At 39.9% G+C, this 16158-nt stretch carries 13 protein-coding genes and 1 tRNA gene; 4 read left to right on the top strand and 10 right to left on the bottom strand.

The features are described 5' to 3' along the window. Positions 1-91: 91 nt before the first annotated feature. From Q4600_RS12275 to rmuC, 6 genes are all read right to left on the bottom strand, one after another. Entirely contained in the window at positions 92-562 is a 471-nt protein-coding gene (locus tag Q4600_RS12275) for a DUF2059 domain-containing protein (protein ID WP_303516563.1), read from the bottom strand. 73 nt (positions 563-635) lie between these two features. Further along, positions 636-2744, bottom strand: coding sequence for a DUF3488 and transglutaminase-like domain-containing protein (locus tag Q4600_RS12270; protein WP_303516562.1), 2109 nt, complete (start codon positions 2742-2744; stop codon positions 636-638). Then, complete coding sequence (locus tag Q4600_RS12265; protein WP_303516561.1) at positions 2734-3810, bottom strand: DUF58 domain-containing protein; 1077 nt, start codon at positions 3808-3810, stop codon at positions 2734-2736. The genes Q4600_RS12270 and Q4600_RS12265 overlap by 11 nt, the downstream gene beginning before the upstream one ends. A 5-nt stretch (positions 3811-3815) precedes the next feature. Further along, a complete protein-coding gene (locus Q4600_RS12260; protein WP_303516560.1) occupies positions 3816-4727 on the bottom strand; it encodes a MoxR family ATPase in 912 nt (303 codons plus the stop codon). A 154-nt stretch (positions 4728-4881) separates the two neighbouring features. Continuing rightward, on the bottom strand, positions 4882-6831 hold the full coding sequence (locus tag Q4600_RS12255) for a transglycosylase SLT domain-containing protein (protein WP_303516558.1): 1950 nt from the start codon (positions 6829-6831) through the stop codon (positions 4882-4884). A 198-nt stretch (positions 6832-7029) separates the two neighbouring features. Beyond that, positions 7030-8511: a DNA recombination protein RmuC gene (gene rmuC, locus Q4600_RS12250; protein ID WP_102528336.1), complete on the bottom strand. Its 1482-nt coding sequence runs from the start codon at positions 8509-8511 to the stop codon at positions 7030-7032. Between the two features lie 200 nt (positions 8512-8711). Here rmuC and msrP point away from each other — a divergent pair, with 200 nt between their 5' ends. From msrP to Q4600_RS12235, 3 genes are all read left to right on the top strand, one after another. Further along, a complete protein-coding gene (gene msrP / locus Q4600_RS12245) occupies positions 8712-9746 on the top strand; it encodes a protein-methionine-sulfoxide reductase catalytic subunit MsrP (RefSeq protein WP_102528337.1) in 1035 nt (344 codons plus the stop codon). Continuing rightward, entirely contained in the window at positions 9743-10351 is a 609-nt protein-coding gene (gene msrQ, locus Q4600_RS12240; protein ID WP_303516555.1) for a protein-methionine-sulfoxide reductase heme-binding subunit MsrQ, read from the top strand. The genes msrP and msrQ overlap by 4 nt, the downstream gene beginning before the upstream one ends. Positions 10352-10913: 562 nt before the next feature. Then, positions 10914-11759, top strand: a complete 846-nt coding sequence (locus tag Q4600_RS12235; RefSeq protein WP_303516553.1) for a magnesium transporter — start codon at positions 10914-10916, stop codon at positions 11757-11759. A gap of 79 nt (positions 11760-11838) precedes the next feature. Here the strand turns inward: Q4600_RS12235 and Q4600_RS12230 are convergent, their stop codons facing one another. The 4 genes from Q4600_RS12230 to Q4600_RS12215 form a co-directional block, all read right to left on the bottom strand. Further along, positions 11839-12186 (bottom strand): hypothetical protein, encoded by a 348-nt coding sequence (locus Q4600_RS12230; RefSeq protein ID WP_303516551.1) that lies wholly within the window; start codon positions 12184-12186, stop codon positions 11839-11841. Between the two features lie 195 nt (positions 12187-12381). Continuing rightward, positions 12382-12458: transfer RNA gene (locus Q4600_RS12225), tRNA-Pro, on the bottom strand. 108 nt (positions 12459-12566) lie between these two features. After that, positions 12567-14369 (bottom strand): DUF3413 domain-containing protein, encoded by a 1803-nt coding sequence (locus Q4600_RS12220; protein ID WP_303516549.1) that lies wholly within the window; start codon positions 14367-14369, stop codon positions 12567-12569. A gap of 142 nt (positions 14370-14511) precedes the next feature. Continuing rightward, positions 14512-14730 carry a YejL family protein gene (locus tag Q4600_RS12215; protein WP_102528342.1) on the bottom strand — a complete coding sequence of 73 codons (219 nt, stop codon included), beginning with the start codon at positions 14728-14730 and terminating at the stop codon, positions 14512-14514. 276 nt (positions 14731-15006) lie between these two features. Here Q4600_RS12215 and yejK point away from each other — a divergent pair, with 276 nt between their 5' ends. Next, complete coding sequence (yejK, locus tag Q4600_RS12210; protein ID WP_102528343.1) at positions 15007-16035, top strand: nucleoid-associated protein YejK; 1029 nt, start codon at positions 15007-15009, stop codon at positions 16033-16035. Positions 16036-16158: the final 123 nt, after the last annotated feature.

The following is a 16158-nucleotide window of genomic DNA, read 5'->3' as shown; positions in this document are numbered from 1 at the left end:
GGGTATCGCTGTTGATACCCTTTTGGTCTGGTGTGGGCGAAGCGCCACGACGTTAATCTTTAACTTTACTCAATTAAACGAATATAAATGATTAATGCTGAACACTATGTTTTTCTAGAAATGGCTGAACTCGTTCCATCAGTTGAGTTTGTTTAGATTGTGCTTCTTGTATACCAATTTGTGCGCCCGATTGCATCAACTGAGGGGATTTCTCTAAGAATTTTTGACCAACAGGAGTTTGGTAAAACTCAGTGACTGCTTTAAGTTCATCATCTGTGAAAGACTCTGAATACAGTGCTTTAATTTCATTGATTATTTTGGTGCGATCAATATCTTCATTAAACCAGGTGCGGAAGATTTGTTTAAGTTCTGCTTTACCTGCTTCATTTAATTGAAACTGGGCAGACATTTGGTCAATGACAGGGAGCATTGCCTCGAACCCGCCATTCATCTGAGTGTCCATATTCATGACTTTGAACATTTTGTCTATTGCGGCTTCTTCGGCCATTACAGGTGCGCTAAACGTCATAAATAATAGCGGTAATATTAGTACTTTTTTCATTTCATAACCTTATGGATTAATTGTATATATGGTCTATTGGCAAGCGTTTGCATCATGAATTCCAAAATTAAACTCACAAGCCCATTTTTACCTTTCTAAAGTAGCGTTTAAACAAGATTTGATGTTGTTCTATCTGCTTATCACTCAACTGCTGATATTGCAGTGCAATAAAGTGCTCTGTCATCTTGTTAAAATCTTCGGCTAATTGTGGTTGTTGCTCACTCACTGTGTGATGCATAAAAGTAGCAAAGGCTTGGGGTGGCATGGTGTTTCGTGAGTAACCTTTTTTAGCTAACTTAGTGCAAATCAGGTTATAACGTTTAATGATCGGGTCTTGTTTTGGGCGAACAGTAAACACGCCAGCAAAATAGGCAATGATTAAAGCAATAATGCTAAAGCTAATAATCATTAAAACAATAATTTTACTGCTGTTTACTTCGCCTAACAGCTCACTTAATACCTGTTGCTGGCGCTCTTCATCAAAGCTTAAAACCCAAACACTCCAATAAAAATCTAAGCTGGCCAATTGCAAGCGGATGTTGTTAAGCCAAGGGATTTCTTTAAAGCGTAAACTGGTAAATGGACTGTCTTGTAAATAGCTATCTTGGCCAGCAAACATGGCATCAAAGCCATCTAAAATTCGATTTGGGGCAATCATCGCTGTTGGGTCAAAACGGACCCAGCCTTGTCCTTCTAACCAGACTTCTGTCCAAGCATGTGCCATATATTGGTAAATACTGTAATAACCGGCTTTAGGGTTGTATTCGCCGCCTTGATAACCTGCCACCATACGTGCTGGTATGCCACTTGAACGTGCCATAAACACTAACGCTGAAGCATAGTGGGAACAAAAACCAGCTTTGTTATCAAATAGAAAATCATCCACTTGGTTAGCACCGATGGGCGGTGGACTTAAGGTATAGAAATAAGGTTGCTCTGCAAAATAGGCCATCATCGCGTTGATACGATCACGTGGGAGAGGGTAATCTTTGGCAAATTGTTGAGCTAATGCTTGTGTCTTAGGGTTCGTTTCTTTTGGTAAAGTCAAATTTATCCGCTTGGCTATCGGTGGTAATGACAATTCAAGTGAGCTATTAGGGTAAGACGTGACGCGGTAGCTAAAGCGTTGGTCGATATTACGTAATGAAAACAGTCGAAAGTCATTAAGTTCAGCCACTTGTTCTGTGTTGGTAAAAGATTGATCTAAACCAAACAGCCATTTTTGATAAGTTGGCTCAGTGATAACTTGGTAATTATATGGATTCGACTGCTCAATGGTATGCGGCAATTTACGTTTAGGTAAAGGCCCGTATGAAATCCGCTGTTCATTCTTTCTGAAATTTGATTGCTTCCAGGTTGTTCCGTCGTAATTTTCCATCACGAGCGCGCGCCAATATAGTTGCTCATTGGGAACTAATTGTAATTTATCGGTGTTATTGGTTTCGTTATCAAAGCCGACGCGAAATGCGAGACTAGGAGAGCGAGTTAGCTTGCTGATATCGCCCAGTGATACTTCATCCGAAAGGCCCGTTGTTGCGTTTTTCATGCTTGGTGCAAGCCACAAAGGTGGCAGCCTTGGAAATACCACAAACAGTAATAGCGCCAGCGGCAAACTTTGCAAAAAAAGTTTGAATCCAAAACTTAAGTTTATTTTGCGGCTGCTATGTTGATACACGCTGATCAGCACACAGGTATTAACAAGACAAACAAACAGCAATTGAATGGTGTCTAAAATGCTTTGTCGTTCAAGCAAGGCGAACGCTATAAGAAAATAACCCACTAGCACGACGACTTTTACATCGCGTATTTGACGCATTTCTATGTATTTAAGTGCATACCCAAGTAAAAGTAAGTTAACCAGCGCATTAAGCATGCCGATTTCTTTAGCCACCAATGCCAAGGTGGCTGCGGCGCCAACAGCAAGACTGGTAACCAGTAATTTGGGCGGTGCGGCGACCTTGCCGAAATAAATACCGACACGCCAAACAAAACAAATACCGCAAATGCCAATGCTCCATAAGGTGGCATCTTGATAAAGGGGAAATAGCACTAATGCATTAGTCATCAACAACCAAAATAGGGTATTTCGGCCTATGTTTTCGTTAAAGTTATCTTGCTCGATAAATTGCTTTTTATCATTTTTCGCCTGAGCTTTTTGAGACAATGAGTCATTACTTTTCATCATTGACTCCTGTTTCTACCGCTGAATCAGTGATTTTTTTGCCATATAAGGCGATTAATTGCTGGCATTGTTTGCGGTGTATTTCACCACTATTTTGTTCAATCACTTGTTGCTTAAGGGCTAAACCAAATACTTGTTGCCCTTGAGATAGTACATTAACTTGCCATGCCAATTTGCTGAGTTTTTGTTCAAGGCTATTACCATCGGTATCGTCCAGGCTTAACCACACTGGTTTTCCTTCTGGCTGAGCAAATTCTTTGGTGAGCATTCCTCGACCTTGAGCCCACTGTTTCCAAGCGACTTGTTTTAATGATTCACCTTCTACATAAGTTTTTAAGCCTTTGTAATCATCGACGCCAGATTGTAATTTCCCATGCTCAAACTCGCTGCTGTTATCGTCATCGAGACTGGTTAACGAGACCTGGCTAGTTTTTGGCTCGGCATAAATAATTTGGTGAATATCTAAATCAACATAAGACCAAGTACGAAACAGACCCAATGGAAAATTAGATGACACCTTAATGCGCCCGGGATTGAAACGACCGCGTTCTTGAGGTGTGAATGTGATACTTGATTGACTAGATTCGCCAAAATCAGTCAGGCGCACATGTCGCTGCTCTGCAAAGTTAAGGCAGATTTGTTGATGACTGGTATGTTTGTTATCTGGTTTTGCTTTACTGGTTAAGGTCACAGGAAAAGCAATGCTTTGGTTAGCTTGGGTTTCTGGTGGCGTTTGCGATGTTAAAGTTAACCCTGCGAGGTTTTTATAACTGTAAATAATGCAGGTATGCAGCAGGCTCGCCAGTAATAAGCTTAAACCGATAACTAAGTTATTTTGATAGTTAGTGCCAAAAAGATACAGCACGCCAATAAGCATAAACCACGCTATGCCAAAGCCACTGGGTAAAATAAATATACTCTTATGAGTCAGGGTAACCTGTTTATTGGGAGGGATCCGCTTATTCAGCCAGCGGCCCCAACGTTGCTTAATTCTTTGGGGAATAAAGCGTATATACCATTTGGGCTTAGGCTGATAATGGGCTTCAGTCTTTACTGATTTTTTCATGCTAGTTAACTAATTGGATTAACACTAGCAAGAATATGATCTGACAAAGCTTGGCCTTGTAACTGATTATTAGTGCGAATACGGTGTTCAGCCACGCAGTGAAATACCGCTTGGATATCTTCAGGCACTACATAATTGCGGTGATGAATAAATGCCCATGATTTAGCTGCGGCCAATAAAGCAATGCTCGCTCGAGGTGACAGGCCATTACCATCGGCTTGCTGGCGAGAGAACTGGGCTAAATGAATAAGGTATTTAAGCACAGCATCAGAAGCACTGACCTTTTGTACCTGATTTTGTAAGCTGATGAGTTCATTGGGTGTAAAACATTGTGCTAAAGGCTCAGCAGTATTTCGTGAAGTGAGTCCTTTGAGCATTTCCAGTTCTGCTTGCTCATTTGGGTAACCAATCGAAATACGCATCATGAAGCGGTCTAATTGTGACTCAGGTAAGGGGAAAGTACCTGATTGCTCGATAGGGTTTTGTGTTGCGATAACAAAGAAAGGTTTTGGTAATGGGTGAGTGGTGCTGTCTAAGGTGATTTGGCGCTCAGCCATGGCTTCAAGCAATGCACTTTGTGTTTTAGGGCTTGCACGATTGATCTCATCAGCTAGCAACATCTGATTGAAAATGGGACCAGGATGGAAAGTAAATTCTTGCTGCTCCTGTTGGTAAATTGATACCCCAAGAATATCGGCAGGTAACATATCACTGGTGAACTGGATGCGTTGATAGCTCATGCCTAAAGAGGTGGCAAGCGCTTGGGATAAACTGGTTTTACCCATGCCGGGTAAATCTTCAATTAATAAATGACCTTTTGCCAAAATACAGGCAACCGCCAGTTTAATTTGTTCAGGTTTACCCAGTAATACACTTTCTAATTGCGATAATAATTGTTTTAGTTTTGACGCTGGCACTCAGGACTCCGTTAGTTAACAAATGGTTCGGCCATATTTGTTAACAAATACATCGAAACTATAACGTTACCTTGTCATTAATTAGAAGGAAAGCACTTAACGGCATTAAGCTGTAAATGTTTATTAAATCTTGTGTTAATTTTGTACAAAACATTTAATACATAAAATTAAGCTCTTTAGTGCTAAACATACTGCTTTCAGGGCTATGGGATTGTTGGTATATCAAACGGTAACTGAGTACCGCTTGGACGTATTCTCGGGTTTCTTTATAAGGAATCGTTTCGATAAAGCTCATTACGTCTAACTTACCGTCTGATTCTTTAAGCCAACGCTTCACGCGATGTGGCCCAGCATTATAAGCGGCAGAGGCTAATACGCGATTATTATTGAATTGTTTAAGTAGTTCAGCATAATAGGCACTGCCCAGTTGTACGTTGTAATCAACCTGATATAAATCAGTTTTACGTTTAAATGTAAGTTTGTTTTTTCGCGCGGTTTCTTTAGCGGTTGCTGGCATTAGTTGCATTAAACCACGGGCGCCGACACCTGATGTAGCATAGGGGTAAAATGCGCTTTCACGCCGTGCGATAGCGCGCACTTCGTCAATGTTGACCTTATATTTTTTACTGGCCTTTTCAAATTCAGCTTGGGCAGCAGGTGGAAAACGTAGCTGTAAACTGTTCCATTGCTTTGCTTGAATACTGGCTTCAACACTATAGTCAAACCAGCCTTGCTCAAGGGCATATAGTCCATATTCTGCACGCATTGGATTGCTCTGCCTGCGAAGCATGTGCACCCACTCATTGCGAGCATCACGGGTTTTATCCATGGCAATCAGTTCAATAATTCTCGCCATGGCTGGATCATCATTTAATCTCGCGGCAAGAACAGGGTTTGACTGTAAGTTGTCATCGTTCATTGCCAAGGGCGCTTTGATGGTTTGTGCGGTGTGAAAACCGTAAAAGTTACGCGCTTGACTTAACTGTTTGGCAATCTGTGCTGATGTTTGTTTATCGGCATCATTTTTAGCGTTTTCTTCAAGATAGCGTGCTTGCCAATATTGCCAGCGGGAATCATCAATCACGTCGTCACTTAGTAATGCGAGATAATGTTTAATGGTGGCAGTGTCTTTTTCACTAATGGCCCAACGTAGACGAATTTGAAACAAGTCATCTGAGTCTAATATAGGTAAGCTCGCGTCGATATGTTCAAGTAAATCAGCTTCTTTGTAGATTAAAGCACGGCGGACAATATAACGATTAAGTTGTTGTCCTTTAATGGCATTAAAGCGATTCGCTTTGTCATACTTTTTGTAAAGTTTGACTGCTTGTTTTAAATCTTTGCGTGCCAGTTTGCGCAGCCCTACAGTGACAATGTCGCCAACCATGGGAGATTTAGACGAAAACTTACGAGTATGACGCAAGCTATTTGGGTCGCGATAAACCGAAATAAGCAGATCTGCTTCAGCTTTATTCTTAGTAATCTTTCTAGCCAGATATTGAGTTAAACCGTATTGGCTTTCATTAAAGCTTAATAGCATTCTTGACCATATTAATGCTTGAGTTCGCTTACCTGCTTTAGTCCATTCGCTAAATAAAACATCACACTCTTTTGGACGAGAACGGCCATATTGCCATAACCTTTCTGCGCCGTCGTAGGCAATTTTTTCATTACCTTGGGACAATTGGGCGCGAAAGTAATAACACTGCAAAGCTGTATCGTTAGGGACCGTCGGTGAGATGGCAAGAAAGTTGTCCCACTGTTTTCGATTACCTGCATTTTTCAAATACCGATAGCGCAGGGTATTGTATAGCGGGGTTTGATTGAATGCTTCTATGGCTTGATGGGCTTGCTTGCCATTAAGGTTTGATATGCTTGCACTTTTTTCATGATAATCAAGGTATACATTAAGTGGGTAATCACCAAGCTGCTGGCGTAATTTTTGGTAAGTTTTCATTTGTTTTTTATCCAGTGCTATACGTGCATCCAGATAAAGCTGCTGTTGAGCGCTATAAGTGATTTCTTTAGCGCTAACGCAATGACTAAAGCCCTGCAAAAATAGCAGAGCAACCGTGACAATTGAAAAATACACCATGTTACGCATAATAATGAGATCTCCGTCTCAGTACGACTTCGTTGCGAAAACTCAACTTTAGTATTTATAGTATTGGTATTATTCGCCAGTTTGAATAATACGGCTTAAGTATTTCTACCCTGTGTTTCAGGTAAGCTCAACAAAAATAATAGTGCAAATGCTCACTTATGCGCTGCTAAATCGGTTTTAATCGTTTTAAAATACCCTTTAGTGCTCTTTTGAATCATCTAATGCTTTATTAATGAGTTGTGGATCTAAATTTTTACTGGTTTCGACCCCTAGGTTTTGCATGATATGTGCTTGCCTTATTAGGTTGCCTTTACCTTGTGACAATTTACTCATTGCTTGCTGATATGTTTTGTCTGCGGTTTCTAACGCGCGGCCTAATTTGTCCATGTCTTCAACATAACCACATAGCTTGTCGTAAATCTTAGCTGCTTGAGCGGCAATGCTTTGAGCATTTTGATTTTGATATTCATAACGCCAAATATTGTTAATGGTGCGCAGAGCAACTAATAAGTTTGTTGGACTGACAAGCATAATATTATGATCAAGGGCAAAGCTTACCAAAGCAGGGTCTGACTCAAGTGCTAATAAAAATGCAGGTTCGATTGGAATAAACATCAACACATAATCAAGGCTCTTAAGACCGTGTAGTTTGTGATAATCCTTTTGGCTTAAGCCCTTAATGTGCTGGCGAATCGATAAGGCCAGTTCTTTAATCGCTTGCTGTTGGACGATTTCATCATCACTATTAAAGAATCGCTCGTAGGCTACCAGTGACATTTTTGCGTCAATGACCACATCTTTTTGCTCTGGAAGGTGAACAATGACATCAGGTTTAAAGCGTTTGCCTTGCTCATCTTTTAAATCTTGCTGGGTGTCATATTCATGACCTTCACGCAAACCACTTTCTTGCAGTACACGCTCGAGAATAACTTCACCCCAATTACCTTGCTGCTTATTGTCACCTTTAAGCGCTTTGGTGAGGTTAATCGCATCTTGGCTCATTTTAAGGTTGAGATCTTTAAGGTGATCAAGTTGGTGCTTTAAAGCACTTCGCTCAGTTTGCTCTTGAGTATAGGATTCACGGATTTGTTGTCTGAACCCTTCAAGTTGTTGTTTAAGCGGCCCTAGAACACCATCAATTTGAGTGACATTTTGCTGTTTAAAGTTTTCGCTTCTTTCTTCAAAAATACGATTAGCAAGGTTTTCAAATTGAAGCTTTAATCTTTCTTCTGCACTTTCTAGTAAAGCTATTTTGTCATTCAATGCGACTTTTTCGGTATTCGCTTGGGTTTGAATACTTTGTTGCATTGCATTTGATTTGGAAAGCGCCAGTTGAGTCTCCATGAACTTACGCTGGCCGTCAGCTAAGGTTTGTTCTAATTGAGGAATACGCTCGGCTTGAGCTTCTAATTTTGATAATTGGGCAATGAGTAATTCTGATCTTTCTCTTGTTTGAGCCAGTGCTTGTTCTTTGTCTTCAATCTGTTGCGCTAATAGCTGCTGTTTTATCTCAAAATCGGATTGTTGCTGAGTCATCTCAGCCGCAATTTTGTCTCGATGTTGTTCCCAACGTTGACGAGTTAACCGTTGATTAAGTAATGCGCCTATAAGTAAGCCTAAAAAGGCCGCTGCGGATAATGCGATGATTTCAGCGATAGATAAAGAAGTAGGAAGCGTCATGATGTCAACCAGATAAAAATGATGCTTAAGATTCTCATGCCGCTAGTATGGGCGCAAGGGAGTTAAAGTGGATTTAATACTTAAGCGCTTAATTAATAAACTCAAAAGCTAAACTTTTTGAAATTTATATTCGTATTAAACTGTCTTATAGTTAATCGCAGTGAATAATCTCGTTTTTCGGGAATAGTAAGGAGTAGTTTATGGTGTCTAAAAAAGGCTTTACTAAGGGCGTTGGCAATACGCCTTCTTGGTCTCTTAAGGAAAATGAAGTGACACCTGAAAGTGTATTTAGTGATAGACGTAACATCATTAAAGCACTTGGTCTTGGCGCTTTAGGGGCAAGTTTACCAGGACAAGTTCAAGCAGGATTATTTGATTTGTTTGGCGGCGAAGAAAAGCCTCCTTTTGCTGTACAGGGACTTGATTACAGTAAACCCAATCAATTCCAAATAGTTGATCGTTTAACCCCCGAAGATAAAATCACTCGCCATAATAACTTCTATGAGTTCGGTACCAGCAAACAAGATCCGTTTGACAATGCACAGCAGTTTCAAGTTAATCCATGGGAGCTCAGGATTGAGGGTTTAGTGGATAAGCCGTTAACGCTCGATTTGAATGACTTAACCACCAAATTTGATCTTGAAGAACGGATTTATCGTTTACGCTGCGTAGAGGCATGGTCGATGGTTGTTCCTTGGGTAGGGTTTTCATTAGCTGAATTACTTAAGATGGCAGGAGTGTCGAATAAAGCGACTCATGTTGCATTTGAAACTCTATTCGACCCAGATCAGATGCCTGGTCAAAGAAATCGTTTAATGGGCGGGGGTATTCATTACCCTTATGTTGAAGGATTAACGATTGCTGAGGCGATGAATGAATTACCATTCTTAGCCGTTGGACTCTACGGCAAAACCTTACCGCCACAAAATGGAGCGCCAGTGCGTTTAGTTCTACCGTGGAAGTATGGTTTCAAAAGCATTAAATCAGTGGTTAAAATTCGCGTAACAGATAAACAGCCACCAACCAGTTGGAACCAATTGGCACCACATGAGTATGGCTTTTATGCCAATGTAAACCCGCAAGTTGATCATCCAAGGTGGTCACAAGCCTCTGAGCGAAGTATTGGTGAGGGTGGGTTATTTTCAGCGAAACGTATTCCGACACAAATGTTTAATGGCTATGGTGAACAAGTAGCCGATCTGTATAAAGGTTTAGATTTAAGGAAGTTCTATTGAAGCGCTTAACTCAAAGAGGATTATTTTGGCTTAAAGTATGCCTGCATATTAGTTTTTTAAGCCCAATAATTTATCTAGTTTTGATGGTGTTAATTGATAATGCTGGTGGTGATCCAGTGCAGTATATTATTCATTATACTGGCATGGGCGCGCTGAATGCTTTAGTGGTAACCTTGCTAATTTCACCGCTTGCTAAGCGATTTAAGCAAGGCTTGCTACTGCAAACTAGAAGGTTAGTGGGCTTATATGTGTTTGCTTATGCTTGTTTACATATTGCCGCCTTTATTAGTTTAGATTTGCTTTTTGCTTGGGGATTTTTGTTTGAAGAGATTGTTAAACGTCCGTATATTTTAGTCGGCGCTGCCAGTTTGATTATTGCTACGCTGTTAGCTTTAACGTCTTTTCAAGCGGTAAAGCGTAAACTGGGAAAACGCTGGCAGTCTTTGCATAATTGGATTTATGTTATGGCAATACTCGCGCCGATCCATTTTTACTGGTCAGTTAAATCTGAAATTATCGAACCCAGTATTTATATTGGCATCTTCGCTTTGTTACTTTGGTACAGACGAAAATCTATCAAACAGTGGCTATTTGGTAGAGCATAGTTTTTTTGCCTAAACGTTTTAAATAAGCACTTTACATAAGCTCATTGCATTAGTCCTTAACTATAGACTTTTACAATAGATTTTAATTAAAGCCAGAGACAGTTTGGTTTAGTGCTCCCGCTGAAACCTTGATTGATTTTTTGTTATCAATAAAGGGAGGCTAAACCGCTTCTGTTTACTGACTTTGATTTTGTGTCATACCTTTGTTATTTTTGGCTTTTTCACATCTTGGTTTCTTGTTACTTTCCCTATCTCTTTGATATATTACGCGGCGCTGGAATAGCCAGTCATAATTGGAGACGAGAATGAAAACGACCGACTATCCTCCTAGTAGAAAGGGAGAAAAATAACACCTGTCGGCCTGTCAATTTTGTCGAGCCCTTCAGTGGCTTAGAACACATTCAATATGCTGTTATCTTTTTATTTTTTCTCCCAAATATCTACTCGACACCACAAATACATTTGTATTTAAAATGATTAGCATCTTTTAAAGGTGGCTAATGGATAATACCTGCCGTTTATCAATTGGTTGGTTAAGCTATACATGATAGAGAGATATACCATGAAGCTAATGAATAAAGCTTTAGCTTATGATTCAGTGTCATTACCGAATGAAGAGCCTACCCCAAATACCAAAATATTTACTCAATACACTCAAGATGAACAAATAGCGTTGTTGACCTCAATGCCTATTGAAGACGCAGTTAATATTCTTGGTGGGTGCTCTGTTGTGCATGTGCAAAAGTTGATTGCTGAATTAGATATTGTTGGTGAAGATGTTAGAGCAAGGCATTTTGCTCATCAGTTAGGGATCATTCTCTCAGAGGTTGAACCCCACAAAGGCTATTTAAACACAGGGGTTTTCGCCCACGTTCAGCAGCGAATAGGCTGGATTATAGGTTTAGCGTTGTTAGGGATTGTATCAGGGTTAATTATTGCCAGTTATGAAGATACCCTGAGCCAATTAATGCTGTTAGCGATTTATATGCCTGTTATTGCAGCTGCTGGTGGTAACACTGGGGCTCAAGCGGCAACCTTAGTGATTAGAGCACTCGCCACTGGAGAGCTTAAAAAGCGTCAGTGGTTGTCAGTACTTTGGAAAGAAAGCAGAGTGGCGTTAATTATTGGTTTGGTGATTGCGCTTGTTATTGTCGCAAGAGTGATGTTTTTCAGTGATGGTATGTCCACTGGGGGCTTTGAGTTAGAGCTTATTGCCAGTGCGGTTGCTGTGGCATTGTTTATTCAAATCAGCATATCAACAACACTTGGTGGTGTGTTACCGATTATTGCTAGAGCATGTAAATTAGATCCCGCAGTACTTGTTAGCCCATTACTGGCGTCGATTGTCGATATTTCTGGTATGTGGATTTACTTCAGTATTGTGAATGCGTTCTTAGGCATTAGCTAACAAAATTATTTGGCAAAAATATCGCTAACCAGACACAAAAAAGCCGAGTTGAACTCGGCTTTTTTGTGTCTAATTCTGGCTATCTAAATAAACAATTTTTATGTTTTGGAGGCTTCACTAAGCCATTTATACAGTAACTTGAGAATAAGCTGAAGCCAATAACACTGCCCATAATTACGGCGAGCAAGTACCAGTCTTGCTGCATGGAAATTCTAAGGTCAATATATTGGAAAGTAACAACGCCCCAGACGCCAAATGTGCCAGCGAGGAGACCTAATTGAAGGATTCGATTTATGAGGTTATTTTTGAGTAATGCCAGCAACGGCAGCATGGTGCACAACACTGCTAGATTTATTTGACCGTAACGCATGAAATGCGCTGCCAGTAATATATAAGCTAAAGTGATAAAAACAAGGCGCCACCACATGGTAGTTTCCTTCTACAAATTTAAGTGAAATTAGGCTAAGAGGCGGCAATATAGCGGCAAAGGAGAATATATTCTCATGCGTAAATCACAAAACGACGTTTTGAAGTGTGCTTTAGGTGACAAAGGTCTAATAGTCTAGGTTTAATCGAATTAACTGAGAATAAAAACAAGGGAAATTACAGAGGTGAAAAAAAGTGGTCGGGATAACAGGATTTGAACCTGTGATCTCTTGTCCCCCAGACAAGCGCCTTACCGGACTAGGCCATATCCCGAGCATTCTGTTTCGCTGTATAGACTATCAATAAGGTATTTTTCAGGCAACCTGTTTGATGAAAATTACTTTCAATCGATTGTTAAGTAAACGATAAATCAATTTTATATTATTGATTGTAAAGTCTTCGTCCTTCTCGCATCACTTGAATAAGCTCGGGAGCACTCAGTTTTTGTTTAAGTTGTTTCTGGTAATTAATATCATAAATACGATATTTCCCATGGCGGTCTAAAACAGTAATCTCAGATTTTTGATATATAGCAAAGGTGCGGCTATCACCAATATAAACCCATTTTTGCTGACTAGGTTGTAGCAGGCTATAGCCAGAACTGTAGTCCGTAGTTGAGTTATTACAATGTAATACTTGGCTCATTATTGTCGGTACAATACCAAAATGACTGGTGCGATAGCTGACAGTATCAGCAGATACTTTTGGCCAATGCATGACAAACGGCACTTTAACATTACCAGGGGAAAGATCTTGGTTAACCTCAGATGGATTACTGCTAAATATTTGTCCATGGGTACCAGTAATCATGATGAGAGTGTCATCACCAACATGATTAAGTAACTCTTTAAGTTGTTGATCAATAAAGTACAAAGACTGTCGATATTGGTTATACAATACTTTTTGTGCTGGCTTTACATCAATGTGCGGCTTAATCGTTTCAATCCCTAAAAAGCCAATTGGAGTGTCATAATGTTTTGGGGCAGATAAATTGACTAGCGAGAACCAATGAGATTGCTGACTTGCGCTCCAATCAATAAACGCCTGAACATTTTTCATGTCTGTTTGCGCGCTGCCTTCTTCACTCTCGTTAGTTATTACAGAGAGTCCGTCAAATATTGAGCGATTGTCGAATACTTTTTCATTTTCTTCAGATAGAAAAATAGCTTGCTGGTAACCCGCTTGATCCATCGCCACAGTCATAACTGGCGGCGTGTGATAAAACTCTTTTCTATCACCATAGTTACCCTGTAAGCCATAAAACATGGCAAACATGCCGGTTTTAAATTGATTTCCGCCACTGAAATGGTCAGTAAACTGTTTATTGTCATTCTGATATTGGCTTAAGAATGGCATGGTGAGTTCATTGACCATATCAGCTCTTAAACCATCAACAGAAACAATTAGCACATTAGTTTGTTGTGAAAGTAGTGCAGGATCTTTGCATTGCAAAGGCAGTATTGGGTAGCTGAGGTTTCTTGATTTGGTTTGATGTCGGCTATCGTCACTATTGGTTCCTTCAATGCCGTGGCTCTCCATGAAAGAGCGGGCCGTAGCAGGATAAGATAGCGGATAAGTGTCATCAAAACGGGTAATTTGAGTTACATCAGAGGCATCTGCCCAAATATGGACTAAATGGCTACTGATAAAGCATATGCCGACGAAGGCTATTGCTTTATTACCAAACTGCTTTTTCTCTAATTTTTCAATTCGTTTCCAAATAAAATTAGCAGCGGTCAGTTCAATTAATATAATCGCTGTCGGGGTAGCGATATAGGAGGTACTTTTTAACAGAGCATTGAGATCTGTCCAGGCAAGATCGAATGCAAAAGGACTTAAATGAATACCATAATCATCAAAGACAATGGTGTCATAAAGCAAAATACACAGGCCTAATGTCGCAACGAGTGCGGCATAACCGCGTAATATTTTTGAATAGGGTAGTAAAAGGGTAATAGGGAATAGAAAGACGACATAGACAATGAAGGCTAAAAAACTGAAATGACCAATGGTGCTAATAGCTAGGTAGCCCCAACCAATAATGGTTTCTGGGTAACCAACACTGCTTAAATAGCGGGCGCCAATTATCATAGCTAAAAAGCCATTAAAGAAGGCAAACCAATGGCCCCAATTTACAAGGCGTGACACTTTGTCACGGGTCATCTGTTTTTTACGCTCAACCATGCGGTATCGTTTTCCTAATCCTATCTGGAATCAAAATCTATTAGCCCTGATGCAAAGTATAAAAATAGCATATCTTTGAACAATTTAAATGGCGTTTAGTTTGATCTTTAACTTAGACCTATCTTTGGGTCTTGAGTTTTACTTAGTCAGCTTTAACTGATTGTGCTAATGCTTTAGCGAACTGTTCAGCTACCGCTTGACGAGATTCACTCGGTACTTTGTTTTCAAGTAAGTGTGAAACGCAATTGCCTAATACCATCAGGCTTAAATCAGTTGGTGCTTGGTGCTTATTAAGTACTGCTAAAAGCTCAGTTATTAATGCTTCAACTTGGGTGTTGGTATATTTAGATTGGATAGCCATAATCAGAAAAGTTCAAAAAGTAATGAATTAGCCCATTATTATATCGGATTTCATCCGCTGTTGCTGCAAGTTTCTAATGTTCAAAATTACATCAAATCTCAGCGGTTTATCTGGGTTTATTAACCCCTTTGGCTCTTATCGCTTTGCTGAAGTTTATTTAGCTTAACTGATTTGTAATTGCGCATTTTTGCGAAGATTTTTTTAAGACTTTTTACTCTGGTCTGTTATGATATTGAACGCTATTTCGCTTCCATTAATAGAGATCAGTCAGGGCTTATGAGCATCAATATCGAGCAAGCAATTATCCACGAAATTTCCCAAGACAGTCAGGGACAGTTAAGTTGTCGTCTTAGACCGCAGCCGCTATTAAATAGCAATGCTGTTGAGTCTATGTTGGAAGAATTACATCAAACTTACACTGGAAAAGCGGGTAAAGGCTTTGGTTTCTTTGGTACTCATGGCGAAGATGGTGAAGCAAATCCGGCTTTTTCTAATGCATTAAATGAATATCGTAGCGGCGAGTTAGGCTTTGTTGAGTTCAGTAGTGCGGCGAGTAAATTACTCCAAGAGGAACTCGCAAAATATGACTTTAGCCAAGGTGGCTTCTTATTGATGTCATGTTATACCAGCATGACAAGTGACTATTTATTTGTTGCCTTATTGAATGCTAAACCATCGATGACTGTTTTAGATGATATGGAGCTATCGCAGAATAATCATTTGGATCTAACTAATGTTCAGTTAGCTGCACGTATTGATTTAACAGAATGGCAAGCAGATAAAGAATCGCGCAAATATATTTCATTTGTTCGCGGTCGTGCAGGCCGTAAAGTGGCTGATTTCTTCTTAGACTTCATGGGTTGTGTTGAAGGTGTTAACACTAAAGCACAGAATAAAACCTTAATGCACGCAGTCGAGGATTTTGTTGCCAGCAGTGAATTGACTAAAGATGAACGCCAACAATGCCGTGATAAAGTGTTTGATTACTGCAGTGAACGCGCTGATGAAGGTGCTGACATTGAAGTAAAAGATTTAGCTGATGAACTTGCTGACTCGGGTATGGATTCTTTTTATGACTTTGCCTGTGGTGGAACTTATGAATTAGATGAAGAGTTTCCTGCTGATAAAGCTAGCTTACGTACCTTGAAGAAGTTTTCAGGTACTGGCGGCGGCGTGACGCTAAGTTTTGATGGCGGCCATTTAGGTGAGCGAGTCATATATGATCCTATTTCAGATACCTTATTGATTAAAGGTGTACCAGCAAACTTGAAAGATCAGTTAGATCGTCGCCTTAAAGGTGAATAAAACATCAAATTTAAATTAAAGCGTCCATTTGGACGCTTTTTTTTGCTTTTAATATGTGAAATTAAGGTTTTCAGTTAATATTCGATGTTATTTGCTTGTTATGACATTTATCAGTTTTATTTT

It is taken from the genome of Shewanella sp. 2_MG-2023 (assembly GCF_030548905.1).
Classification (GTDB): Bacteria; Pseudomonadota; Gammaproteobacteria; order Enterobacterales; family Shewanellaceae; genus Shewanella; species Shewanella electrodiphila.
This window is presented reverse-complemented; position numbering and strand designations above follow the sequence as displayed.

Excerpts from the sequence above, each read along its gene's own strand:
- Q4600_RS12275 (WP_303516563.1), bottom strand. The coding sequence starts at position 562 with ATGAAAAAAGTACTAATATTACCGCTATTATTTATGACGTTTAGCGCA.
- Q4600_RS12270 (WP_303516562.1), bottom strand. The coding sequence starts at position 2,744 with ATGAAAAGTAATGACTCATTGTCTCAAAAAGCTCAGGCGAAAAATGAT.
- Q4600_RS12265 (WP_303516561.1), bottom strand. The coding sequence starts at position 3,810 with ATGAAAAAATCAGTAAAGACTGAAGCCCATTATCAGCCTAAGCCCAAA.
- Q4600_RS12255 (WP_303516558.1), bottom strand. The coding sequence starts at position 6,831 with ATGCGTAACATGGTGTATTTTTCAATTGTCACGGTTGCTCTGCTATTT.
- rmuC (WP_102528336.1), bottom strand. The coding sequence starts at position 8,511 with ATGACGCTTCCTACTTCTTTATCTATCGCTGAAATCATCGCATTATCC.
- msrP (WP_102528337.1), top strand. The coding sequence starts at position 8,712 with ATGGTGTCTAAAAAAGGCTTTACTAAGGGCGTTGGCAATACGCCTTCT.
- Q4600_RS12235 (WP_303516553.1), top strand. The coding sequence starts at position 10,914 with ATGAAGCTAATGAATAAAGCTTTAGCTTATGATTCAGTGTCATTACCG.
- Q4600_RS12230 (WP_303516551.1), bottom strand. The coding sequence starts at position 12,186 with ATGTGGTGGCGCCTTGTTTTTATCACTTTAGCTTATATATTACTGGCA.
- Q4600_RS12220 (WP_303516549.1), bottom strand. The coding sequence starts at position 14,369 with ATGGTTGAGCGTAAAAAACAGATGACCCGTGACAAAGTGTCACGCCTT.
- Q4600_RS12215 (WP_102528342.1), bottom strand. The coding sequence starts at position 14,730 with ATGGCTATCCAATCTAAATATACCAACACCCAAGTTGAAGCATTAATA.
- yejK (WP_102528343.1), top strand. The coding sequence starts at position 15,007 with ATGAGCATCAATATCGAGCAAGCAATTATCCACGAAATTTCCCAAGAC.